Below are 22,039 nucleotides of genomic sequence, written 5' to 3' on the forward strand. Positions count from 1 at the left end.
CCCGTCATGACCACCATCCAGGACCGGCCCCTGTCCGGCCTTCTGCCCGGCCTCTCCGTCGCCTACGGCCGCCCGCACCGCGACGGCGCCGTGCTCGACCTCTTCACCAGCTGGGCCCGCCGCACCCCGGACGCGCCCGCGCTGATCGACGGCGGGCTCACCCTGAGCTACGCCGAACTCGACCGCCTCGCCGACGGGATCGCCGGGCAGCTGGCCGGGCGGGTCCGCCCCGGCGACCTGGTCGGCCTCTGCCTCGACCACTCCGCCGCCCTGGTCGCCGCCACCGTGGCCGTCGCCCGGATCGGTGCCGTCCACCTGCCGCTCGGCCCGCGCCCCGGCGAGCGCCGGCTCCGGGCCGTCGCCGAACAGCTGCGCCCCGCCTGCCTGATCGGGGACCCGGCGCTGCTGCCGCCCGCCCACCGGGACGGCCGGCACCACCCGGTGACCGCCCCGGGCGCGACCGGGATCGTGGCCGCCTTCGCCGAGTCCGCCGACGGCGCGGGCACGGACGGCGCGGAGGCCGTCCGCGCCCCCAGAGGCACCCAGTACACCGTGCTCACCTCCGGCTCCACCGGCCTGCCGAAGGCCGTCGCCGTCGGCCAGACCGCGCTCGGCGCCCTGCTCACCTGGTACCGCGAACTGACCGGCCTCGGCCCGGGCGACCGGCACAGCCTGCTCATCGGCGTCTCCTTCGACCCGCACCTGATGGAGCTGTGGGCCGGTCTCACCTCCGGCGCGGCGCTCTGCGTCGCTCCCGAGGCCGTCCGCTGGGACCCGGCCGCGCTCACCGACTGGTGGCGCACCGCCGGCATCACCGTCGGCGTGCTGCCCACCCCGCTCGCCGAGCCCGTCCTCGACCGGCCGTGGCCCGCCGACCTGCCGCTGCGCCATCTCACCGTCGGCGGCGACCGGCTGCGCCGCACCCCCGGCCCGGACGTCACCGCGACCGTCCACAACGCCTACGGCCCGGCCGAGGCGACCGTCACCACCACCGTGCACAGCATGGCCCCGGGCGCCGAGCACGGCGCCGGGGCGCCGCCGATCGGCCGGCCAGTCCCCGGCGCGATCGTCCTGGTCGCGGACGAGAACGGCCGCCCGCTGCCGCGCGGCGAGGCCGGTGAACTGCGGATCGGCGGCCAGGGCCTGGCCATCGGCTACCTCGACGCGGGCCTGACCGCCGAGCGCTTCGTCTCCGCGCCCGACGACCTCGACGGCACCGACCGGGTCTACCGCACCGGCGACCGGGTGCTGATGCGCGCGGACGGCGTGCTGGAGTTCCTCGGCCGGCTGGACGACCAGGTCAAGGTCAGCGGGGTGCGGATCGAACCGGCCGAGGTCGAGGCCGCCCTGGAGCGCGACCCCCGGGTGCGGCGCGCCGCCGTGATCGCCCGCCCGGCCCCGGTCGGCGGCGCCCAACTGCTCGCCTTCGCCCAGCCCGTGACCGAGGGCGGCCCGGTGGACGGCGCCGAACTGCTGGCGGCGGTGCGGCCCTGGCTGCCCGAGCAGGCGGTGCCGAGCGTGCTCCGGCTGGTCGACGGCTTCCCGCTGGACGCCAACGGCAAGATCGACCGGGCCGCGCTGCTCAAGGCGGAGGAGGCCGAGGCCCAGCAGGGCGCCGAGCGCTCCGTCGGGTCCGGGGCCGACGGGGCCGCCACGCCGACCGAGCGGACGCTGCTCCGGATCTGCGCCGGCCTGCTCGGCCGGAGCGACCTCGACCCCTCGGACAACTTCCTGGACGCGGGAGGGACGTCGGTCACCGCCGCGCGGCTGCTCGCCGCCCTGGAGGAGGAGTTCGGGGTCCGGCTGAAGGCTCCGGTGCTGCTGCGCCAGCCCGACCTGCGCGCGGTGGCCCGGCTGGTCGACGAGCGCCGTCCGGGCGCCGCCGCGGGCTGACCGGCCGCCGCCCCCTCTCCCGCCCACCGTCGCACGGCGCCCCGGCCCACCGCCGGGGCGCCCGGAAGGCTGACCTCCTATGACTCCCTCCCGCTCCGCCGCCGGTCCCGCCGACCTGGCCGCCGCGCCCGCCACCGTCCCGGCGCTGGTCGCCCGGCAGGCCGCCGAGCGCCCCGAGGCGCTCGCCGTCACCGACGGCACCACCACCCTGACCTACCGCGAACTCGTCGACAACGCCCGGCGGTTGGCCGCCGAGCTGACCGCCCGCGGGGTTGCCCCCGGCAGCGCCGTCGGCGTGCTCTGCGCCCGCGGCAGCCGGATCGCCGTCGCCCACCTCGCCGTCTGGTGGGCCGGCGGCCACGTGCTGCCGCTCGACCCGGCCTACCCGGCCGCGCGCCTCACCGCGATGCTCGACGACGCCGCCGTCCGGCTCACCCTCGGCGACAAGGCGCTGCTCGCCGAACTCGACCTGACCGAGGACCGCTCGCTGGTGCTCACCGAGACCGGACCCACCGGGACCGGTGACGACGGGCACGGGCCCGCCCCGGTCGACCCCGACCCGGCCGCCGCCGCCGTCGTCTACTTCACCTCCGGCTCCACCGGGCGCCCCAAGGGCGTACTGGTGCCGCACCACGCCGTCGCCGAGCTGGTCACCGCCACCGACGGGGTCGTGCTGCGGCCCGGCGACCGGATGCTGGTCCGCACCTCCGCCGGGTTCGACCTCTCCACCCTGGAGCTCTGGGGCCCGCTGGCCAACGGCGCCGCGCTCGCCGTGCCGACCGCCGAACGCCCCAGCGCGGAGGAACTCGCCCGCGACGTCGAGCGGTTCGGCGTCACCCACGCCGTGCTCGCCACCGCCCTGTTCCACCAGCTCGCCGCGCGCGGCTCACGGATCTTCGGTGTGCTGCGGCACATCGTGGTCGGCGGCGAGGCGCTCGCGGCCGAGCACGCCGGGGCCGTGCTGCGGACCTACCCGTGGCTCGAACTGGTCAACGGCTACGGCCCGACCGAGGCCACCACCTTCGCCACCCTGCACCGCGTCCGGCCCGCCGACTGCGCGGGCCCGGTGCCGATCGGCCGCCCCTTCGGCGGCACCGGCGCCGCCGTCCTCGACCAGGACCGCCGGCCCGTCCCGGACGGCACCCGCGGCGAACTCTGGCTGACCGGGCGGCTGGCGCTCGGCTACCTCGGCCGGCCCGCGCTGACGGCCGAGCGCTTCGTCGAACTCCCCGGCCTGGGAAGGGCGTACGCCACCGGTGACCTGGTCTCCCGGCGGCCCGACGGCACCCTGGACTTCCACGGCCGCCTGGACGACCAGGTGAAGGTCCGCGGTTACCGGATCGAGCCCGGCGAGGTCGAGCACGCGCTGTGCGGCCTGCCCGAGGTCGCCGAGGCCGCCGTGGTGGTGCGCCGCGCGGGGCGCGAGGACGCCGCGCTCACCGCCTTCGTGGTCCCCGCCGAGGGCGTCCGCCCGGCAGCCGAGTCGCTGCGCCGACAGCTCGCCGAGCGCCTCCCGGCCCATCTGGTGCCCACCGCCTGGACGGTGCTGGACACCCTCCCGCTCACCGGCAGCGGCAAGGTCGACCGCCGCGCGCTGGCCGCCGAGGAGGAGCCGGCCCAGGACGCCGCGCCCGTCGCCGATCCTGCTGGTCCCGTCGGCCGCGTCGGCCTCGTCGCCGGGCCCGCCTCCCTCGGCCCGATCGAGCAGGTCGTCGCGGCCGCCTGGTCGCGCGCCCTGGAGACCGAAGTGACCACCCCCGAGGCGGAGTTCTTCGCCCTGGGCGGCCACTCGCTGCTCGCCATGTGGGTGGTCGACGACCTCCGCGAGGACCTGGGCGTCGAGCTGCCGCTCGGCGACTTCCTGAGCCGGCCCACGGTGGCCGGTCAGGCCGCCCTGATCGAACGCGCCCTGCTCGCGGCCGATTCCTCCGGTGCGACCGCGGTCGACCCCGACCTCGTGACCGCCGGTGCCCACTCCCAGGAGCCCACCCGATGACCGCCCCGATCGACCAGGCCGAACTGCTCCGCCGGGCCCGGGGCCGCACCAGGACGCCCGCGCCCGGCACCCCGGCCGCCGGCCCCGTCCCGCGCGGCACCGCCCCCGGCCCGGCCCCGCTCTCCCACGCCCAGCAGCGGATGTGGCTGATGGACCGCCTCGGCCAGGGCGGCCCCCGCTACCACGTCCCCCTCGCCACCCGGCTGACCGGCCCGCTGGACCGGGACGCCCTCGCCACCGCCCTGACCGGCCTCACCGCCCGCCACCACATCCTGCGCACCCGCTACGGCCACCAGGACGACCGGCCGCACCAGGAGCCCGCCCCGCCCGCCCCGGTCCCGCTCCCGGTCCGGGACGCCACCCCCGAGGAGGCCGCCGCCCTGCTGCGGGCCGAGGCGGCCCGCCCGTTCGACCTCGCCACCGGCCCCGCCCTGCACGCGCTGCTGCTGCGGCACGCCCCGGACGAGCACACCCTGCTGCTGACGATCCATCACATCGCGGTGGACGGCGGCTCGCTGCCCGTCCTCGCCGAGGAACTCGGCGCCCTGTACGCGGCCGCCGCCGAGGGCCGCGCGGCCGAGCTGCCCGAACCGGAACTCCAGTACGCCGACTACGCCCGCTGGGAACGCGCCCGCGACGACCGGCTCGCCGAAGCGGCCGCCGCCCGGGCCGCCCGGCTCACCGGCGCCGGACCGCTGCCGCTGCTGCGCCCCGTCCCGCCCGGCACCCCAGAACGCCGCGCCGTCCTGCACAGCGCGCCGCTCACCGCCGACACCCTGGACGGACTGCGCCGGCTCGGCGCCCGGCACGGCGCGACCGCGTTCACCGTCGTCCTGACCGCCGCCTTCGCGGCCCTGCGCGCCGCCACCGGCGGCTCCGACCTGGTGCTCGGCTGCGCCGGCGGCCACCGGGCCCGGCCCGAACTGCGGCGGCTGATCGGCCTCCAGGTCAACACCCTGCCGGTCCGCGCCCGGCTGCCCGAGCCCGACGGCGACCCGGCCTTCACCGAGCTGCTGGCCGTCGTCCGCACCGCCCTGCTGGACGCCCAGGAGCACCACGAGGTGCCCTTCGACCTGGTCGTCGAGCGCCTGGGCGCCGCCGCCCGGGGTGCTGACGGCACCCCGCTGCTCGCCGTCAGCTGCGACCTGGTCCACCCGGCCGAGCCGCTGACGCTGCCGGGCCTCACCGCCGAGGCGGTGGAGGTCGACCTCGGGCTTGCCAAGTTCGGCCTGACCCTGCTGGTCGAGGACGGTCCGAGGCCGCGCTGCCTGCTCCAGCACGACCCGGCCGCCCTGGACGCGGCCACCGCCGGCCGGTTGCACGCCGTCTTCGCCGACCTGCTGACGGCCGTCGCCGCCGACGCCGACCGCCCGCTGTCCCGCCTCCCTGGCGAGCGGCTCCTCGACGAGCGGCCCACCGATGAGCAGCCGATCGGCGACCACCACCCCGCCGTCGTCGCGGCCCTGCTCGCCGACCCCCGGGTCACCGACGCCGCCCTGCACGTCGCCGAGCACGGCCCCGCCCTCGCCTACGCGACCGTCAGCGGCCCGGTCGCCCCCAGTGGCGCCGAGCTGCGCGCCGCCCTCCGCCGCCGGCTCGCGGACCCCGGCGCGCTGCCGCTCTCCGTCACCCTGCTGGACCGCATCCCGCGCGGATCCGACGGGGCCCTCGACCCCGGCCGGCTCCCCGGCGCGCCCACCGCCCACCTGGACACCGTGCGCGAGGTCTTCGCCGAGCTGCTCGGCACCCGGCCGCCCGCCGAGGGCGACTTCTTCGGCCTGGGCGGCCACTCACTGGTGGCCGTGCAACTCGCGGAGCGGCTCCGCGCGCGCCTCGGCCTGCCGCTGACCGGCCTGGACGTGCTGGAGCGGCGGACCCCCCGCGCCCTGGCCGCCCTGCTGGCCGAACGCGCCGCCGAACGCGGCAGCGGCGCCCGCCGCCCCGCCTCCGGCACCGGGGCCGCCCCCGCCGCCCGGGCCGGGACGGTGCTGCTCACCGGCGCCAGCGGCGGCGTCGGTGCCGCCCTGCTCCAGGAGCTCGTCGCCCAGGGCCGCCCCGTGCGCGCCCTGGTCCGCCCCGAGTCGGCCCATCTGGTGGCCGGGGCCGGAGTGGAGGTCGCCGAGGGGGACCTCGCCGACCCGGACAGCCTGCGCCGGGCCGTCGAGGGCGCGGAGACCGTGATCCACGCCGCCTGCACCTTCACCGAGCACGCCGTCGACCTCGCCGCCATGCGCATCCTGGTCGAGGGCTGGCGCGGCACCGGCGGGTTCGTCTTCGTCAGCAGCATCGACGCCTACGGCCGGCCGGAGCCCGGGGAGGTCCCCGAGGGCGGGCCCTCGGCCGGGCCGCTCACCCCGTACGGGCAGGCCAAGCTCGACTGCGAGCGGATCCTGCTGGACGCCGCCCCGTCGGCGCCCGGCCCGGTCGCGGTGGTCCGCTCGCCGATCGTCTGGGGCCCGCACCGGCGGCTGCGCGACCAGCTCCGCTGGGGCGCCACCGGCGCGCTCTACCAGGCCGCGCTGGCCGGCCGCCCGATCCTGCTGCCGGATCCCGCGGCCGGGTGGGCCGGGGCGAGCTGGGTGCACTCCGCGGCCCTGGCCCGGGCGGTGACGGCGAGCCTCGGCGACGCGCCCGGCCGGATCGTCAACGCCGTCACCGGCCATGTCTCCTGGGCCGACTTCAGCGCCGAACTGGTCCGGCTGCTCGGCTCGTCGAGCACCGTCGCGCACGGCCCGGACGCCGAGGCCGAGCTGCTGCGCCCCTGGTCCTACCGGGCCGACGCGCTCGCCGGACCGCTGACCCCCGAGCCCGGCGAGGACTGGCGCGCCGTGCTCGCCGCGATGACGGCACTGCCCGCCGGGACGCACTGACCGCGCCCGCCGCGACGCACTGACAGCGCTGCCCGCCGGGACGCACGGACGCTCCGACGGCGGCGCACGAGCCGCCCGCACGAGCGGACACCCCGGGGCCCGAGGCCCGCGGGGTGTCCGCTCGTCGTGTCACCGGTACGTGCTCAGCCGCGGCGCTCCCAGCGGTAGAACTCCCGCGCCATCGCGTCCTTCGGCCCCCGCCAGGTGGCCGGGTCGTACGCCTGGACGTAGGCGGTCAGCGTGTCGCTGAGGGAGCGGAACTCGGGGTGGCCGACCACCTGGGCGACGGCCGGTCCCGGCGGTCGGTCCGCCTCGATGAGGTGCAGGTAGACATCGCCGAACTGGAACAGGCTGCGCCCGGTGACGCCGATCAGATGGGGGAGTTCACCCCGGTTGTCGGAGTCGGCGAAGGCCTCGGCGATGCCGGTGGCCCCGTCGGGCTTCATCCGGGCGACGATCAGGGCACGGTGGATCCCCGTGGTCCGGTTCTCGGTCGTGGGAGACGTCATGGCTCAGAGCTCCGCGGCCTTCTTCTCGACCTTCTCGCGGATCAGCTGCAGCTGGATCCGGGAGTTGCGGTTGATGTGGTTGACCATGCCGTCGTCGTCGACGGGCGCGGTGGGCTTCATCGCGAAGTCCTGCACCCAGCGCATCCGGGTGCCGGACGGCACCTCCGAGTACTCCCAGTGGATGTCCATGTACTCGAACGGGCCGGGTTCGACGCGCCGGGCCCGCACCTCCAGCTCGGAGCGGTCGGTGGTGCGCTCGGAGACCCAGCTCCAGATCTTGCCGTCGTCGTCCGGGTGCATGGTCAGCCGGAAGGTGACCCGGTCGCCGTCCCGCTCCAGCACCTCGACCGAGGCGTACTCGCTGAACAGCTGCGGCCAGTTCTCCAGGTCGTTGGTGATCTCCCAGACCAGGTCGAGCGGGGCCGCGATGACGATCTCGTTGTCCGTGTGTCCGGGCATCTCAGGCACCCGCCTTCGCGGTCACGGCGGAGTTGACCAGGGCCAGGAACTCGGCCGGGGTCTTGGCCGACTCCGCGCCGTTGGTGACCTTCACTCCGTGCCGGTTCTCCAGCTCGCCGACCACGCCGAGCAGGCCGAGGGAGTCCACGCCGAACTCGTCGAAATCGGCGCCGGGCCGCTCCAGTTCGACCGGGTCGATCTCGACGCCGGCCCGGGCCCGGATGAGTTCCGCGAGTTGGGGATAGTTGAGGGTGTTGCTCACGGGGGTGTCCCTTCGTAGCGAGCGAGTGCTTGAGCGGTGGAGCGTGGAGCGTGGGCGTGCCGCGGGAGGGCGGACCGGCGGCGGGGTCAGTCCGGTTCGCCGCGCCGCAGCACCAGCGCCGAGTTGGAGCCCATCAGCCCGCGGCTGAGCACCAGGGCGGTGCGCAGTTCGGCCGGGCGGGCGCGGCCGGTCACCAGGGCCAGGCCGTGGGCGACCTCGGTGACGTTCGGGGTGGGCGGCAGGACGCCGTCCTCCATGGCGAGCACGGCGGCCACCGTGTCCAGCGGCGGCGCGCCGCAGTAGGCCCGCCCGGTACCGGACTTGGGGGCGGTGACCGGGACCCGCTCGGCGTAGGGGCCGAGCGCGTCCGCCAGCGCGAGCGCCTCGGCGCGGTCCGCGGCCGGGATGCCGAGGGCGTCGGCGAAGACCACGTCCACCTCCTCCGGCGAGATCCTGGCCCGGTCGAGGGCGATCCGGATCGCCGCCGCCAGGCCCTCGCGGGACTCCGCCCAGCGGGAGGCGCCGGTGAAGGTGGCGCCGTGCCCGGCGACGTATGCCCGGACGGCGGCTCCGCGCCGGCGGGCGGTGGCCTCGTCCTCCAGCAGCAGCATCGCGCCGCCCTCGGCGGGGGCGAAGCCGGCCGCGTCGGGGGAGAACGGCAGGTAGGCCCGGTCGGGCCGGTCGGACAGGCTCAGTTCGGGGTAGCCGAGCTGGCAGACCATCGAGTACGGCGCGAGCGGGGCCTCGGCGGCGCCGACCACCACCGCGTCGGTGCCGTGCGCGACGGACCGGGCGCCGTGCGCGATCGCGTCCAGTCCGCCGGCCTCGTCGCTGGCCACCACCCCGCACGGGCCCTTGTAGCCGCCGCGGATCGACACCTGGCCGGTGCTGGCCGCGTAGAACCAGGCGATGGACTGGTAGGGGCCGACGAACTGCGGCCCCTTGCCCCACAGTTGCTGGAGCTCGCCCTGGCCGAACTCGCCGCCGCCGGAGCCGGCCGCGGTCACCACGCCGACCGCGTAGGGGTTCTCGGGATCGGCGACGAATCCGGCGTCCGCCACCGCCTGGTCGGCGGCGGCCATCGCGTAGTGCGTGAACCGGTCGGTCTGCACCAGGTAGCGGCTGTCGATGACGGCCTGCGGGTCGAAGTCCCGCACCTGGCCCGCGACGCGCAGCGGGAGGTCCGCACAGCCCTCGCGGGATATCCGGTCGAGGACGCTCACGCCCTGCCTGGTGGCCTTCCAGAAGGCATCGGCCCCGACGCCGTTCGGTGCCACCACACCCAGGCCGGTGATCACCGCCCGGCGTTCCTGTTGACGTGACGTCATGGATCTCACCCCGTTCTCGTGAGCACGACGGCGGACTGGAATCCGCCGAAGCCGCTGCCGACCGAGAGGATGTGGCGCAGCGGCGTCTCCCGGGCGGTGCGCGGCACGTAGTCCAGGTCGCACTCCGGGTCGGGTGTCTCGTAGTTGGCGGTGGGCGGCACCACGCCCCGGTCCAGTGCGAGGGTGCAGGCGACCACCTCGATCGCGCCGATCGCGCCGAGCGAGTGCCCGACCATCGACTTGATCGAGCTCATCGGCGTCCGGTAGGCGTGCTCGCCGAGCGAGCGCTTCACGGCCGCCGTCTCGTGCCGGTCGTTCTGCTTGGTGCCCGAGCCGTGCGCGTTGACGTAGTCGACGTCGGTGCGGTCGATCCGGGCGTGGGCGAGCGCCTGGTCGATCGCCCTGGACATCTCCAGCCCCTCCTGGGTGAGGCCGGTCATGTGGTAGGCGTTGCCGAAGGTGGCGAAGCCCCCGATCTCGCCGTAGATCCGGGCGCCGCGCCGCCGGGCGTGCTCCAGTTCCTCCAGCACCAGGACGGCGCCGCCCTCGCCGAGCACGAATCCGTCCCGGTGGGCGTCGAACGGCCGGGAGGCGTGTGCCGGGTCGTCGTTGCGTTCGCTGGTGGCCTTGATGGCGTCGAAGCAGGCGACGGTGATCGGTGAGATCGGCGAGTCCGAGGCCCCGGTGATGCAGATGTCGGCCCGGCCGTCCTCGACCGTCTGGAAGGCGTAGCCGATGGCGTCCAGGCCGGAGGTGCAGCCGGTGGAGACGGTCTGCACCGGTCCGTGGGCGCCGGTCCGCTCGGCGACCGCCGAGGCGAGCGTGCTGGGCGCGAAGGCCCGGTGCAGCTGCGGTTCGGCGAGCCGGTGGTCGACGTCCCAGCGGGCGCCGCCGGCGCTGACCAGGGCGTAGTCGTGCTCCAGCCGGGTGGTGCCGCCGACGGCGGTGCCGAGCGAGACGCCGATCCGCCACGGGTCCTCGGCGGCCAGGTCGAGTCCGGCGTCGCTGATCGCCTCGTCCGCCGCCACCATCGCGAACTGGACGTAGCGGTCGGCCCGTTGGACCTCGTCCGGGCCGAGCCCGTGGGCCGCCGGGTCGAAGTCGCACTCGGCGGCGATCCGGGAGCGGAACCCGGCGGGGTCGAAGAGCGTGATGCCGCGGGTCGCCGTCCGCCCGGCGGTGAGGAGGTCCCAGAACGCCGGGACCCCGACCCCACCGGGCGCGACCACGCCGATTCCGGTGACGGCGACCCGTCGGCGGCTCACGAGGCCACCTTGGCGTGTTCCGGCGGCCCGGCGTTGACCGCCGCCCCGGTCTCCTCGGTGTCGACGTGGCCGAGTTCGGGGCGCGGTGCCAGCGGGCCGAGGTGGAAGACCATCTTGGCCACGCTGTCGCCGACGTTGCGGAACCGGTGGCGCATGTTGATCGGGATCATCAGCCCCTGTTCGGGCTTGAGGATCCGGGTCTCGCCGTCCAGGTCCACCTCCAGGTCGCCGGTGACGACGAAGACGAACTCCTCGGAGTACGGGTGGTAGTGCTCGCCGATCCGCTCGCCGGGCTCCACGATGGCCAGGCCCATGAACCCGCTGGTGGCGCCGCAGGTGGCAGGGGTGAGCATGGCGCGCAGGTCTCCGCCGCGCCGGCGGTTCTCCGGGGCCTCGGAGACGTTCACGATCCGTGGGTACTGCGTGGACATGGTTTCTTCCTTCTTGCCGGGTGTTCCACCGGGTGGGCCACCGGGTGCTGCCGGGTGTGCCGCCGGTGCTGCCGTGTGCTGCCGAGTGCTACCTGGTCCTGCCGGGGGTCCGGCCGGTGCCGCCGCTGTCGGAGATCCGGTCCGGAGACATCAGACGGAACGTCAGGAGTCCTGCGAGGTGCGGTCGGTGACCGGGTTCATGGCGCGCGCGGCGAGGAAGGCGCGCAGTCCGGCGTCGGTCCGCAGGTCGACCTCGGCGCCGAGGTCGAGCAGTCGGCCGAGCACGGCCGCCTCGCGCTCGCCGGCGATGCCGAGCGCCGCCGCCGGGTCCGCCTCCGGCGGCACCCGCAGGTCCACCAGCCGGACCACGACGTCGTCCCGGTGGAACACGGTGCTGGTCGCGACCGGGCCGGTCGGGTCGACGGTGGCGAGCTCGTCGTACTCGGCGAGCAGGTCGGTGACCGCCTGGCCGTGGCCCGGCTTCACCGGGTACAGCACGGCGTGCCGGTGCGGCCGTCCGGCGGCCGGGGAGCCGGCCACGGCCTGGTTCTCGGCGGGCAGCGCGGCCCGGGCGAAGAAGGCGCGTGCCGCCTGCGGGTCGCCCAGCTCGCGGGCCTCCTCCAGGTGCGGGTTGATCGCCTCCTCGACGGCCCGCACCTCGGGCTGCATGGCGACGTGCCGCAGCGCGTCGCCGAGGCTGCCGATCACCTCGACCGCGCGGACCACGCGGTTGCCGTGCATGAACAGCGAGGTGCGGCGCAGCCGGGTGGTCGAGTCGACCTCGGCCCGGGGGGAGGCGTAGCCGGACAGGATCCGGGCCACCTCGGGCTCGGTGCCGGGCTTCACGGTGAAGGTGAGCGCGTGCCGGACGACGCCGTCCGGGCCGGGGTCGGCCTTGGGCGGGCCGACCTGCCCGGCCGGGGCGGTGCGCGGCAGCCCCTCCGGCACGTCGGCCGGGGCCCGGGTGCCGGTGGCACCGGCGGCGGAGGTCTCGCGGAGGATCGTGTAGCGCATCGAGCGGAAGGTGTCGCTGACGCAGCCGTGCATCGGCTTGACCATCTCGCGGTGGGCCGGGCTGTCCACCCACTCCAGGAAGGTCTCCTGGTCCTCCCACTCGCTGGTGATGAGCCACTGGCGGGGGTCGTTGATGGACTGGCAGAGCTGGTCGCTGACGTGGCCGGGCACGGTGGCGACCTGGTGGCGGAGCTGCTCGTAGACGTCCATGAAGCGCTGCTGGGCGCCGTCCTGGATCTCCAGCATCAGCACTACTCGCAGCCGGGTGTCGGAGGCGGAGTGCTGCCGCGCGGGCGGTTCGGACAGAGTCGTCATGGTCCACTTTCTGATTCTGGGCCGCACGCGTCGGGGGCCGCGTGCGGCGGCTCCGGTGCCGGAGGGGCTGGTCGGCCTCCGGCGGGGAGGGGTGCTGGGGTGGCGTCGGCCACCAGGTCTGAGGTCGATCGTGCGCGGTGCTCCCGGGTGGCGCGAGCCATGCGGGCCATCCGAGCGATGAAGCGCCAGAACGGCCCCGCCGCGGGGGACGGTAGGACCGGGCCGCCGTGTCCGCGGGCCCCTCCGAGGGTCGCGCCGAGCCCCGCATTCGGCCCCGAACTCCCGTACAGGCTGGAGCAATTGATGAATCCGAAGGTGGACGACCGGGTACCGGTCCTGATCGTCGGCGGCTCGTTGGTCGGGCTGTCGGCCGCACTCTTCCTGGGCCGACTGGGTGTCAGGCACCTGCTGGTCGAGAAGCACGCCGACACCTCGCGTCACCCGCGTGGCCGAGGCAACAACGTCCGGACGATGGAGCTGTACCGGGTGGCCGGCATCGAGGCGGCGATCCGCGAGGCGGCGTCCGTCCTGGCCCCGAACCACGGCATCCTGCAGGCCCCCTCGCTGACCGGCGAGGAGCAGGAGTGGCTGTTCCGCGAGATCGACCCGGGCGGGCGGCTGGCCCGCTTCAGCCCCAGCTCCTGGTGCCTGTGCAGCCAGAACGACCTGGAGCCGGTGCTGCGCCACGCCGCCCGGGACCTGGGCGCGGACATCCGCTTCGGCACCGAGCTGCTCTCCTTCGAGCAGGACGACGAGGGGGTGACGGCGCTGCTGCGCAGCCGGGAGACCGGGGAGGAGCGGACCGTCCGGGCGCAGTACCTGGTCGCGGCGGACGGCCCGCGCAGCCCGGCCCGCACCGAGCTGGGCATCGGCCAGAGCGGCCAGGGCGAGCTGTTCCACAACGTCAGCATCACCTTCCGGGCGAAGCGGCTGGCCGAGGTGGTCGGCGACCGCCACTTCATCGCCTGCTACCTGACGAACCCCGAGGCGGACGGCGCCCTGCTGCCGGTCGACAACCGGGAGGAGTGGGTGTTCCACGCGCCGTGGCACCCGGAGCACGGCGAGCCGCTGGAGGCGTTCACCGACGAGCGCTGCGCCCGGCACATCCGGGCCGCCGTCGGCCTGCCGGAGCTCGACGTCGAGGTGACCGGCAGGGCGCCGTGGCACGCGGCCGAGCGGGTGGCCGAGAGCTACTCCTCCGGGCGGGTGTTCCTGGCCGGGGACTCCGCCCACGAGATGTCCCCGACCGGGGCGTTCGGCTCGAACACCGGCATCCAGGACGCCCACAACCTGGCCTGGAAGCTCGCCGCGGTGCTCTGCGGCTGGGCCGGTCCCGGTCTGCTGGACACCTACGGGCAGGAGCGCCGCCCGGTGGCGCGGGTGACCAGCGAGCGGGCCTCGGCGCGTTCCGCCGAGCACAGCCACCCGGGCTACGCGGTGGTGCCGGGGGTCGGCCGGCAGGCCGGGGTGCTGGCGGTGGCGCTCGGCTACCGCTACCCGCAGGGCGCGGTGACCGGCACCGACCCGGGGGGCCCGGTGGTCCCGGAGGCCTTCGAGTCGGCGGGCGAGCCGGGCAGCCGGGCGCCGCACCAGTGGCTGCGGCGGGCCGGGGTCAGGCTCTCCACCCTCGACCTCTACGAGCAGACGATGGTGCTGCTGACCGGTTCGGCGGGCACCGCCTGGCAGGAGGGCGCCCGCCGCGCGGCGGACCGGCTGGCCGTCCCGCTGGAGGCGTTCCGGATCGGTTCGGACGGCGAGGACGACCTGGCCCCCGAGCCGGGCGAGGACTTCGCCGCCCTGCACGGCATCGGCCCCGACGGCGCCCTGCTGGTCCGCCCGGACGGCTTCGTGGCCTGGCGCGCCGAGGGCCCGGCCGAGGACCCGGCCGGGGAGGTCGAGCGGGCGCTGCGCGAGGTGCTCTCCCTGTAGCGGGGTCCAGGACGATCCGTCGTCCGCCCGGGACAGCGGAACGGGCCCGCCGGTGCGTACCGGCGGGCCCGTCCTGCTGGGTGGCGGGGGTCAGTGGCCGCCCGCGTCGACCACCTCGACGTCCTCGATGTTCTGCTCGATGACCTCGGCGGGCAGGGCGACCCGGATCGCCCAGAAGTAGATCGCCAGCGAGAACACCGTGACCGCGGCCATGTCCCACCACATCGGGATCCGGCCGGTGCCGTCGCCGAAGCCGCCCTGCCAGGAAACCAGGCCGAGGCCGAGCAGGTAGACCGGCAGCCACTGGGCGGCCCGCAGGTCCAGGCGGGGGGCGTTCGGCAGGCCCTTGCGGGTGGCGTAGAAGGCGTAGCTGCCGAGCAGGCCGTAGCCGACCACGATGGCGATGCCCAGGCGGGAGAGGGTGTGCCAGCCGGACCAGTAGATGATCAGGCTGGAGACCACGAAGGAGGCCGGGGCGATGACCGCGCCGCCGGGCAGGCGGTACGAGCGCTCGCGGTGCGGCAGCCGGCGGCGCAGCGCGCCGAAGGCCAGCGGGGCGCCGGCGTACATCAGCACGCTGGCGGAGACGATGAAGCCGACCAGCTCCTGCCAGCTCGGGAAGGGCAGGAAGCAGATGACACCGGTGACGAACGACATGACCAGGCCGAACCACGGGGTGCCGCGCTTGTCGACGCGCTCGAAGAGCTGCGGCGCGTAGCCGTTCTTGCTCAGGCCGTACGCGATGCGCGAGGTCGACGTGGTGTAGATGAGGCCGGTGCCGCCGGGGGAGACGATGGCGTCGAAGTACAGCACCCAGGCCAGCCAGCCCAGGCCGACCACGGTGGCGAGGCCGGCGAACGGGCCGTCGATGCCGGGGAAGTCCAGCTTGTCCCAGCCGTTGGCGAAGGAGGCGGCGGGCAGTGCGGCGATGAAGACGACCTGCAGCAGGACGTAGATGACGGTGCCGATGGCGACCGAGCCGAGCACCGCGCGCGGGATGTCGCGCTTGGGGTTCTTGCTCTCGCCGGCCAGCTGGATCGCCTGCTCGAAGCCCAGCAGGGCGAAGATGATGCCGCTGGCGCTGACCGCGGTGAGCACGCCCTTGACGCCGAACGGGGCGAAGCCGTGCGAGCTGAAGTTGGAGCCGTGGAAGTTGGTCACGGCGAGCACGAAGATCGCGAACAGCGGCACGAAGATCTTCAGCCAGGTGGTGGCGCTGTTGGTGCGGGCGAGCACCCGGACACCGAGGAAGTTGACCGCGACGAACAGGCCCATCAGCAGCACGGCGACCACGAAGCCGCTGACGGTGAGGGTGCCGTTCTCGTTGAGGAGGCTCTTCGCGAACTCCCAGTGCCCCGCGTAGCCGATCATCGCCTCGACCTCGATCGGGGCGACGGTGGCGGCCTGGAGCCAGGAGAACCAGCCGAACGACATGCCCGCCAGGCCGCCGAAGGCGTAGTGCGGGTAGCGTGCCGTGCCGCCGGCGACCGGGAACATGCCGCCGAGCTCGGCGTGCACGAAGGCCAGCAGGACGATCGCGACCGCGCCGATGCCCCAGGCGACGATCGCCGCCGGGCCGGCCACGACGACGGCGTTCTTGGCTCCGTAGAGCCAACCCGAGCCGATGATCGATCCGACCGAGGCCCACATGAGGCCGATGAGGCCGACCTCGCGCCGGAGCGACCGGTGGGTGGTGGTGCCGGTGGCGCCGGCGGTGCCGGTGCTCGATCCGGGCGGGGTGAGCTGGTTGAGGGAGGCCATTCGCAATCTCTCTGTGCTGTGGGAGCTCCGGCGGTGCGGAGCGCGGAGAGTTGCCACACAGTAGGCGTATTCATAGACCTCTGCACAGATTTCATTACTGAATGTTTACCTACTTCGCGGGATATTCCCGCAGGTAGGAGGCCATGTGTTCATGTGCCCGTTACGTGACTCGCGGGTAGTTCCGCTATTTGAGCGCGAATTGAGCCTCGGTCCGTACTCGTGCAATATGGACGGCATCCCGGTTTATAGAAATCGGTCGGAGCGCATAGAAATACCGGCGCGTGGCGTGCCGGGGGCTCTCGCGCACGGACGCCTAGCCTGGGGCGATGACCGACCGCCAGACCGGGCCGCGGCCGCCGGTCCGCTACCGACCGCTCTCCCCGCTGCGCGAGCACCTGCGCGAGTCGTTCTGGTTCGCCCCGCTGCTCGCCTGCGTCGCCGCCGTGCTGCTGGCCGGGCTGACCGCCGAGCTCGACGAGGCGGTGGTGAGTCAGAGCGTCGCCGACACCGGCTCGGTGGACGAGCTGCTGCGCTTCAACAGTGCCGCCAAGTCCGTGGTGTCGACCGTGAGTTCGGCGATGCTGACGTTCATCGGCGTGGTGTTCTCGATCTCCCTGGTGGCCCTGCAGATGGCCGCCAGCCAGTTCAGCCCGCGGGTGCTGCGGCTCTACGTCCGCAGCCGGCTGACCAAGGCCGCCTTCTCGGTCTGCCTGGCCACCTTCCTCTTCGCGCTGCTGGTCCAGTTCAGCTACGACGACTCCACCGACCCGGCCAAGCTCACCTCGGTACCGGTCTTCTCCAGCGTGGTGGCCGTCCTCCTGGTCGTGCTCAGCCTCGGCCTCTTCGTGCTCTACGTGCAGTCCACCATGAGGCTGCTGCGCGTCCCGCACGTCATTGATCGAGTGGCCAACGAGTCGATGGCCGTCCTGCTCCAGTACCGGCTGATGCCGGCCGAACCCGCACCGCCCGCGCCCCCCGAGGCGTACACCCTGCTCCACGAGGGGCGCTCCGGCGTGCTGCGGGACGTCAACATCGGGCGGCTGCTGCGGATCGCCCGCAAGCACGACGCGGTGCTGCACCTGGTGCCCAGGATCGGGGACTTCATCGCCCCCGGGACCCCGATCGTCCGGGTGGCGGGCGAGCGCCCGCCGCGCTCGCGGCGGATCGCCCAGGCGCTCAATGTCGGCGTCGACCGCACCATGCACCAGGACCTGAGCTTCGGCTTCCGCCAGCTCGTGGACATCGCGATCCGCGCGCTCTCGCCCGCCGTCAACGACCCGACCACCGCCGTGCAGGCCGTCGACCGGATCCACCAGCTGCTCGCGACGCTGCTCCACGAGAGCTTCGGCGACCTCTGCCACCGCGACCGGCACGGTGCGGTCCGGCTGGTCGAACCGGTGCCGGGCTGGTCGAGCATCGTCGACCTCGCCTTCACCGAGATCCGGCTCTGCGGCGCGGGGCACCCCCAGGTGACCCGCCGCCTGACCGCCGCGCTGGACGACCTGCTGCGCATCGCCCCGGACCGGCGCCGGCCCGAACTCCTGGAGCAGCAAGTCCTGTTGGTCCGGGCGGTGACCCAGGAGCAGGCCGACCCGGAGGTCCGGGCCTTCGCCCTGCGCCCGGACCGCCAGGGCATCGGCTGACCGGCCCGGGCGCCGCGACGCGGGGTGGCCCGGGGGCCCGGGGGCTCGGGTGCACCGGCCCGGGCCCCCGGGGGTTCTCGGGGGGTCCTCAGGGCACCGGCCGCAGGGTCGGCCGGGCCGGTACGAGGGCGCGGAGCACCAGATCGACATGGACGTGGGCCGCACCGGCCCGGAGCAGGGCGGCCGAGACGGCGCGCAACTCCTCCGGTCCCGTGCAGGCCAGCCGGAGTTCCAGGTCGGCGCCGCCGGCCAGCGCCAACCCGCTCTGCACCGCCGGGAGTTCGGCGACCAGCCGGTCGAAGTCCAGCGGGACGGGGCCGAAGCTCACCCGGGCGAGGGCCTGGAGCGGCCGGGCCGGTTCGGGCCGGGGTGCCTCGGGGACCAGATGGAGTGCGCTCACCGGCGCTGCAGTCGCGCACCGGGCCGGGTGGTGGGACGCCCGGCGGCCGGGCGGGCGGCGCCGTCGGCGGACGGATCGCCAGGAGCCGCTGCGGCGGCCGCTGCGACGGTGTCGGCGGCGGCGGGCGCGACGGCGGGGGCGAGGACGGGCGCGGCGACCAGTCGCGGGTCCAGGACGAGCTCCTCGACGCCGAGCGGCGCGGTGAGCGCCCGCAGCGCCGGTTCGCCGAGTTCGACGGCGGCCTGCTCCGGGCCGAGCAGCTCGGCGAGCGCGCCCGCGGAGCTGAAGCCGACGGCGCAGCGGCGCCCGTCGCGCAGGCGGAAGAGGCGGAGGGAGGTGGTCCGTCCGATGACGGTGACCGGGACGTGCCAGACGACGACGCGGGCCATGCGGGTGCTCCCGAGTGGTGGAGAGGGGCCTGCCGGAACTGCACCTCCGACGCTAGGACCGTCGCGGCCGGGCGGAGAACCTTCCTGACGCAGCGTTGACCGAATGCAGCGCCGCGTTGACGAAGTCCTGACGGTCGGGTGCACCGCTCACCGGACGCCCTTCCTTATCCTTCCCTATCGTGACCTGTGCCATGGTAGTTTGCGTAACGAAGCGACAAGGTGAAGGAGGCGGCCGGTGCCGGAGCACCCCCCGGAGTACTTCTCGGTCGAGCAGGTTGCCGAACTGCTCGGACTGCACGTCCGCACGGTCCGCGGCTATGTCCGCGACGGCCGGCTGCGGGCCACCAGGATCGGCAAGCAGTACCGGATCGCCCGCCGGGACTTCGAGTCCTTCGCCGGCGGCCCCGGTTCCGACGGCGCCGACGCCACCGCCGAGTCCGAGGACTCGCCGCCCGCGGCCCCGGGGCCGCTGCACGCCGAGGCGTCCGTCGTGGTGCAGATCGACGCCATCGGCGTCCGGGAGGCCGCGCGGCTGTCGAACACCCTGCTCGCCGCCGTCTCCGGACCGCGCGGAGGCGGAGTGCCACTGCGGATCGAGACGCTGCACAACGAGGAGCGCTCGACCCTCAAGGTGATCGTCCTCGGCGCCCCGGCCGACGCCGCCGAGCTGCTGCTCCTCGTCCACACCCTGACCACGGAGAACCGCCATGTCTGAGCCGCTCCCGACGCCCGCCCCCGCTCCCGTGTCCGCCCCCGCCCCGGTCGTGGTGCGGCTGTCCGCCGACGGCCCGGTGGTCCGCGCACCGGCCGACGGCATGGACCTGCTCGGCGAGGCCTTCGCCCAGGACGCCGAGTGGCTGCTCGTGCCCGCCGCCCGGTTCGGGGCGGAGTTCTTCATCCTGGGCACCCGACTCGCCGGGGAGGTCACCCAGAAGTTCGCCCAGTACCGGGTCGGCCTCGCCGTGGTCGGCGACCTCTCCGCGTACACCGGGGCCAGTGGTGCGCTCCGCGACTTCGTCCGGGAGGGCAATCGGGGCCGCCAGCTGTGGTTCCTCGCCGACGAGGCCGAGTTCGACGCCCGGATCGAGGCACTGCACGACGCCCGGAACGGCACCTTCCGGCCCTCCCCGTGACCCGTCCGGCTTGCCCCCCGGGCGACATCGGGTCGACCGTGGAGCTGATCCGTGCCGGGGGGAGGTGGAGCGGAGGGCCGGTCACGAGATATCTTGACGTCAAGACGTTGGAGACGTGAAGCGGAGTACCGATGACTGACTCGACCATCATCTATACGCACACCGACGAGGCGCCTGCCCTGGCGACGTACTCGTTCCTGCCGGTCGTCCAGGCGTACGCCTCGACCGCGGGCGTGAAGGTGGAGACGCGCGACATCTCCCTCGCCGGGCGGATCATCGCGAGCTTCCCGGAGCGTCTGACCGAGGACCAGCGGATCGGCGACGCCCTCGCCGAGCTGGGCGCCCTGGCCAAGACCCCGGGTGCCAACATCATCAAGCTGCCGAACATCTCGGCCTCGATCCCGCAGCTCAAGGCCGCCGTGGCCGAGCTGCAGGCGCAGGGCTACGCGCTGCCGGACTACCCGGACGACCCGCGGACCGACGAGGACAAGGACGTCCGCGCCCGCTACGACAAGGTCAAGGGCAGCGCCGTCAACCCGGTCCTGCGTGAGGGCAACTCCGACCGCCGCGCCCCCGCGTCGGTCAAGAACTACGCCAAGACCCACCCGCACCGCATGGGTGCCTGGTCGGCCGACTCCAAGACCAACGTCGCCACCATGGGCGTGAACGACTTCCGCTCCACCGAGAAGTCGACCGTGATCGCCGAGGCCGGTGCGCTGCGCATCGAGCTGCTCGCCGAGGACGGCACCACCACCGTGCTGCGCGAGTCCGTCCCGGTGCTGGCCGGCGAGGTCGTGGACGCCTCGGTCCTGCGCGCCGCCGCGCTGAACGAGTTCCTGGCCGCGCAGGTCGCCCGCGCCAAGGCCGAGGGTGTGCTGTTCTCGGTCCACCTCAAGGCCACCATGATGAAGGTCTCGGACCCGATCGTCTTCGGCCACGTGGTCCGGGCGTTCTTCCCGCAGACCTTCGCCCAGTACGGCGAGGCGCTGGTCGCCGCCGGTCTGAACCCGAACAACGGCCTCGGCGGCATCCTGGCCGGTCTCGACGCGCTGGAGAACGGCGCCGAGATCAAGGCTTCCTTCGAGGCCGAGCTGGCCGCCGGTCCGGCGCTCGCGATGGTCGACTCGGACAAGGGCATCACCAACCTGCACGTGCCGAGCGACGTCATCGTCGACGCCTCGATGCCGGCCATGATCCGCACCTCCGGCCACATGTGGGGCCCGGACGGCCAGGAGGCCGACACCCTGGCCGTGCTGCCGGACAGCAGCTACGCCGGTGTCTACCAGGCCGTCATCGACGACTGCCGCGCCAACGGCGCCCTGGACCCGGCCACCATCGGCTCGGTCCCGAACGTCGGCCTGATGGCCCAGGCCGCCGAGGAGTACGGCAGCCACGACAAGACCTTCGAGATCGCCGCCGCCGGCACCGTCCGCCTGGTCGACGCCGCCACCGGCGAGGTCGTCCTGGAGCAGGCCGTCCAGCCGGGCGACATCTTCCGCGCCTGCCAGACCAAGGACCTGCCGATCCGCGACTGGGTGAAGCTGGCCGTCACCCGCGCCCGGGTCAGCGGCGACCCGGCCGTGTTCTGGCTGGACGAGACCCGCGCCCACGACGCCGTGCTGATCGAGAAGGTCAAGGCGTACCTGCCGGAGCACGACACCACCGGTCTGCGGATCGAGATCCTGGCCCCGGTCGAGGCCACCACGTTCTCGCTGGAGCGCATCCGCCGCGGCGAGAACACCATCTCGGTGACCGGCAACGTGCTGCGCGACTACCTGACCGACCTGTTCCCGATCCTGGAGCTGGGCACCAGCGCCAAGATGCTGTCGGTCGTCCCGCTGATGAACGGCGGCGGCCTGTTCGAGACCGGCGCCGGCGGCTCCGCCCCGAAGCACGTCCAGCAGCTGGTCAAGGAGAACTACCTGCGCTGGGACAGCCTGGGCGAGTTCTTCGCGCTGGCCGCCAGCTTCGAGCACCTGGCCCGCACCACCGGCAACGCCGGTGCCCAGGTGCTGGCCGACACCCTGGACCGCGCCACCGGCACCTTCCTCAACGAGGACAAGTCGCCGAGCCGCCGCCTCGGTGGCATCGACAACCGCGGCAGCCACTTCTACCTGGCCCTGTACTGGGCCCAGGAGCTGGCCGGCCAGACCGAGGACGCCGCCCTGGCCGAGGCCTTCGCGGGCCTGGCCAAGACGCTGACCGAGCAGGAGGCGGCCATCGTCGAGGAGCTCGGCGCCGTGCAGGGCTCCGCGGTCGAGCTCGGCGGCTACTTCCAGCCGGACCCGGCCAAGGCCGCGGCCGTGATGCGTCCCTCGAAGACGCTCAACGAGGCGATCGCCAACCTCGGCTGATCCCGCCCGCAGCGCGCACGACCCGGGAGGCCCCGGGGTCCGTCACGACGGACCCCGGGGCCTCCCGGCGTTCCCCCGGCCGCCCGGG

Annotated in this window: 18 protein-coding genes; 8 read left to right on the forward strand and 10 right to left on the reverse strand. The window is 74.5% G+C overall.

Going from position 1 to position 22,039, the window contains the following annotated elements; translation table 11 throughout:
• Positions 1 to 6 precede the first annotated feature (6 nt).
• From OG715_RS35835 to OG715_RS35845, 3 genes are all read left to right on the forward strand, one after another.
• On the forward strand, positions 7 to 1,893 hold the full coding sequence (locus tag OG715_RS35835; protein WP_266273109.1) for a non-ribosomal peptide synthetase: 1,887 nt from the start codon (positions 7 to 9) through the stop codon (positions 1,891 to 1,893).
• 79 nt (positions 1,894 to 1,972) lie between these two features.
• Positions 1,973 to 3,889 carry a non-ribosomal peptide synthetase gene (locus OG715_RS35840; protein ID WP_266273108.1) on the forward strand — a complete coding sequence of 639 codons (1,917 nt, stop codon included), beginning with the start codon at positions 1,973 to 1,975 and terminating at the stop codon, positions 3,887 to 3,889.
• Positions 3,886 to 6,759, forward strand: a complete 2,874-nt coding sequence (locus OG715_RS35845; protein WP_266273107.1) for a condensation domain-containing protein — start codon at positions 3,886 to 3,888, stop codon at positions 6,757 to 6,759. Before OG715_RS35840 ends, OG715_RS35845 begins: the two co-directional genes overlap by 4 nt.
• Before the next feature lie 143 nt (positions 6,760 to 6,902).
• Here OG715_RS35845 and OG715_RS35850 read toward each other — a convergent pair whose 3' ends face one another.
• From OG715_RS35850 to OG715_RS35880, 7 genes are all read right to left on the reverse strand, one after another.
• Positions 6,903 to 7,232 carry a TcmI family type II polyketide cyclase gene (locus tag OG715_RS35850; protein ID WP_266274578.1) on the reverse strand — a complete coding sequence of 110 codons (330 nt, stop codon included), beginning with the start codon at positions 7,230 to 7,232 and terminating at the stop codon, positions 6,903 to 6,905.
• Between the two features lie 39 nt (positions 7,233 to 7,271).
• Positions 7,272 to 7,727 carry an SRPBCC family protein gene (locus OG715_RS35855; protein ID WP_266273106.1) on the reverse strand — a complete coding sequence of 152 codons (456 nt, stop codon included), beginning with the start codon at positions 7,725 to 7,727 and terminating at the stop codon, positions 7,272 to 7,274.
• Between the two features lies 1 nt (position 7,728).
• On the reverse strand, positions 7,729 to 7,989 hold the full coding sequence (locus OG715_RS35860) for an acyl carrier protein (protein ID WP_266273105.1): 261 nt from the start codon (positions 7,987 to 7,989) through the stop codon (positions 7,729 to 7,731).
• An 86-nt stretch (positions 7,990 to 8,075) separates the two neighbouring features.
• Complete coding sequence (locus tag OG715_RS35865; protein ID WP_266273104.1) at positions 8,076 to 9,317, reverse strand: beta-ketoacyl synthase N-terminal-like domain-containing protein; 1,242 nt, start codon at positions 9,315 to 9,317, stop codon at positions 8,076 to 8,078.
• 5 nt (positions 9,318 to 9,322) lie between these two features.
• Entirely contained in the window at positions 9,323 to 10,582 is a 1,260-nt protein-coding gene (locus OG715_RS35870) for a beta-ketoacyl-[acyl-carrier-protein] synthase family protein (RefSeq protein WP_266273103.1), read from the reverse strand.
• Entirely contained in the window at positions 10,579 to 11,013 is a 435-nt protein-coding gene (locus tag OG715_RS35875) for a cupin domain-containing protein (RefSeq protein WP_266273102.1), read from the reverse strand. Before OG715_RS35875 ends, OG715_RS35870 begins: the two co-directional genes overlap by 4 nt.
• A gap of 162 nt (positions 11,014 to 11,175) precedes the next feature.
• Positions 11,176 to 12,342 (reverse strand): SchA/CurD-like domain-containing protein, encoded by a 1,167-nt coding sequence (locus tag OG715_RS35880; protein ID WP_266273101.1) that lies wholly within the window; start codon positions 12,340 to 12,342, stop codon positions 11,176 to 11,178.
• A gap of 303 nt (positions 12,343 to 12,645) precedes the next feature.
• On the opposite strand from OG715_RS35880, the gene OG715_RS35885 reads away from it, so the two are divergent.
• On the forward strand, positions 12,646 to 14,271 hold the full coding sequence (locus OG715_RS35885; RefSeq protein ID WP_266273100.1) for an FAD-dependent oxidoreductase: 1,626 nt from the start codon (positions 12,646 to 12,648) through the stop codon (positions 14,269 to 14,271).
• A 90-nt stretch (positions 14,272 to 14,361) separates the two neighbouring features.
• On the opposite strand, the gene OG715_RS35890 is transcribed toward OG715_RS35885, so the two are convergent.
• Positions 14,362 to 15,921 carry an APC family permease gene (locus tag OG715_RS35890; protein ID WP_266274577.1) on the reverse strand — a complete coding sequence of 520 codons (1,560 nt, stop codon included), beginning with the start codon at positions 15,919 to 15,921 and terminating at the stop codon, positions 14,362 to 14,364.
• 437 nt (positions 15,922 to 16,358) lie between these two features.
• Between OG715_RS35890 and OG715_RS35895 the strand changes: the two genes are divergently transcribed.
• Positions 16,359 to 17,675 (forward strand): DUF2254 domain-containing protein, encoded by a 1,317-nt coding sequence (locus OG715_RS35895; RefSeq protein WP_266273099.1) that lies wholly within the window; start codon positions 16,359 to 16,361, stop codon positions 17,673 to 17,675.
• An 88-nt stretch (positions 17,676 to 17,763) separates the two neighbouring features.
• On the opposite strand, the gene OG715_RS35900 is transcribed toward OG715_RS35895, so the two are convergent.
• Both OG715_RS35900 and OG715_RS35905 read right to left on the reverse strand, forming a co-directional pair.
• A complete protein-coding gene (locus OG715_RS35900) occupies positions 17,764 to 18,075 on the reverse strand; it encodes a hypothetical protein (RefSeq protein WP_030396286.1) in 312 nt (103 codons plus the stop codon).
• Positions 18,072 to 18,464, reverse strand: coding sequence for an SAV_915 family protein (locus tag OG715_RS35905; RefSeq protein WP_266273098.1), 393 nt, complete (start codon positions 18,462 to 18,464; stop codon positions 18,072 to 18,074). Before OG715_RS35905 ends, OG715_RS35900 begins: the two co-directional genes overlap by 4 nt.
• A gap of 235 nt (positions 18,465 to 18,699) precedes the next feature.
• Between OG715_RS35905 and OG715_RS35910 the strand changes: the two genes are divergently transcribed.
• The 3 genes from OG715_RS35910 to OG715_RS35920 all read left to right on the forward strand — a co-directional run bounded on the left by OG715_RS35910 (position 18,700) and on the right by OG715_RS35920 (position 21,951).
• Positions 18,700 to 19,179, forward strand: a complete 480-nt coding sequence (locus tag OG715_RS35910) for a helix-turn-helix domain-containing protein (protein ID WP_266273097.1) — start codon at positions 18,700 to 18,702, stop codon at positions 19,177 to 19,179.
• Positions 19,172 to 19,597, forward strand: a complete 426-nt coding sequence (locus tag OG715_RS35915; RefSeq protein ID WP_266273096.1) for a DUF4180 domain-containing protein — start codon at positions 19,172 to 19,174, stop codon at positions 19,595 to 19,597. The genes OG715_RS35910 and OG715_RS35915 overlap by 8 nt, the downstream gene beginning before the upstream one ends.
• A 131-nt stretch (positions 19,598 to 19,728) precedes the next feature.
• Positions 19,729 to 21,951: an NADP-dependent isocitrate dehydrogenase gene (locus OG715_RS35920; protein ID WP_266273095.1), complete on the forward strand. Its 2,223-nt coding sequence runs from the start codon at positions 19,729 to 19,731 to the stop codon at positions 21,949 to 21,951.
• Positions 21,952 to 22,039 lie beyond the last annotated feature (88 nt).

The sequence above is a fragment of the Kitasatospora purpeofusca genome (assembly GCF_036010405.1).
Taxonomy (GTDB): Bacteria; Actinomycetota; Actinomycetes; order Streptomycetales; family Streptomycetaceae; genus Kitasatospora; species Kitasatospora purpeofusca.

What these genes read in the sequence shown, in the direction of transcription:
- OG715_RS35865 (WP_266273104.1), bottom strand. Translation starts at nt 9,317, where the DNA reads ATGACGTCACGTCAACAGGAACGCCGGGCGGTGATCACCGGCCTGGGT.
- OG715_RS35845 (WP_266273107.1), top strand. Translation starts at nt 3,886, where the DNA reads ATGACCGCCCCGATCGACCAGGCCGAACTGCTCCGCCGGGCCCGGGGC.
- OG715_RS35840 (WP_266273108.1), top strand. Translation starts at nt 1,973, where the DNA reads ATGACTCCCTCCCGCTCCGCCGCCGGTCCCGCCGACCTGGCCGCCGCG.
- OG715_RS35895 (WP_266273099.1), top strand. Translation starts at nt 16,359, where the DNA reads ATGACCGACCGCCAGACCGGGCCGCGGCCGCCGGTCCGCTACCGACCG.
- OG715_RS35855 (WP_266273106.1), bottom strand. Translation starts at nt 7,727, where the DNA reads ATGCCCGGACACACGGACAACGAGATCGTCATCGCGGCCCCGCTCGAC.
- OG715_RS35905 (WP_266273098.1), bottom strand. Translation starts at nt 18,464, where the DNA reads ATGGCCCGCGTCGTCGTCTGGCACGTCCCGGTCACCGTCATCGGACGG.
- OG715_RS35835 (WP_266273109.1), top strand. Translation starts at nt 7, where the DNA reads ATGACCACCATCCAGGACCGGCCCCTGTCCGGCCTTCTGCCCGGCCTC.
- OG715_RS35920 (WP_266273095.1), top strand. Translation starts at nt 19,729, where the DNA reads ATGACTGACTCGACCATCATCTATACGCACACCGACGAGGCGCCTGCC.
- OG715_RS35915 (WP_266273096.1), top strand. Translation starts at nt 19,172, where the DNA reads ATGTCTGAGCCGCTCCCGACGCCCGCCCCCGCTCCCGTGTCCGCCCCC.
- OG715_RS35880 (WP_266273101.1), bottom strand. Translation starts at nt 12,342, where the DNA reads ATGACGACTCTGTCCGAACCGCCCGCGCGGCAGCACTCCGCCTCCGAC.
- OG715_RS35875 (WP_266273102.1), bottom strand. Translation starts at nt 11,013, where the DNA reads ATGTCCACGCAGTACCCACGGATCGTGAACGTCTCCGAGGCCCCGGAG.
- OG715_RS35885 (WP_266273100.1), top strand. Translation starts at nt 12,646, where the DNA reads ATGAATCCGAAGGTGGACGACCGGGTACCGGTCCTGATCGTCGGCGGC.
- OG715_RS35890 (WP_266274577.1), bottom strand. Translation starts at nt 15,921, where the DNA reads ATGTGGGCCTCGGTCGGATCGATCATCGGCTCGGGTTGGCTCTACGGA.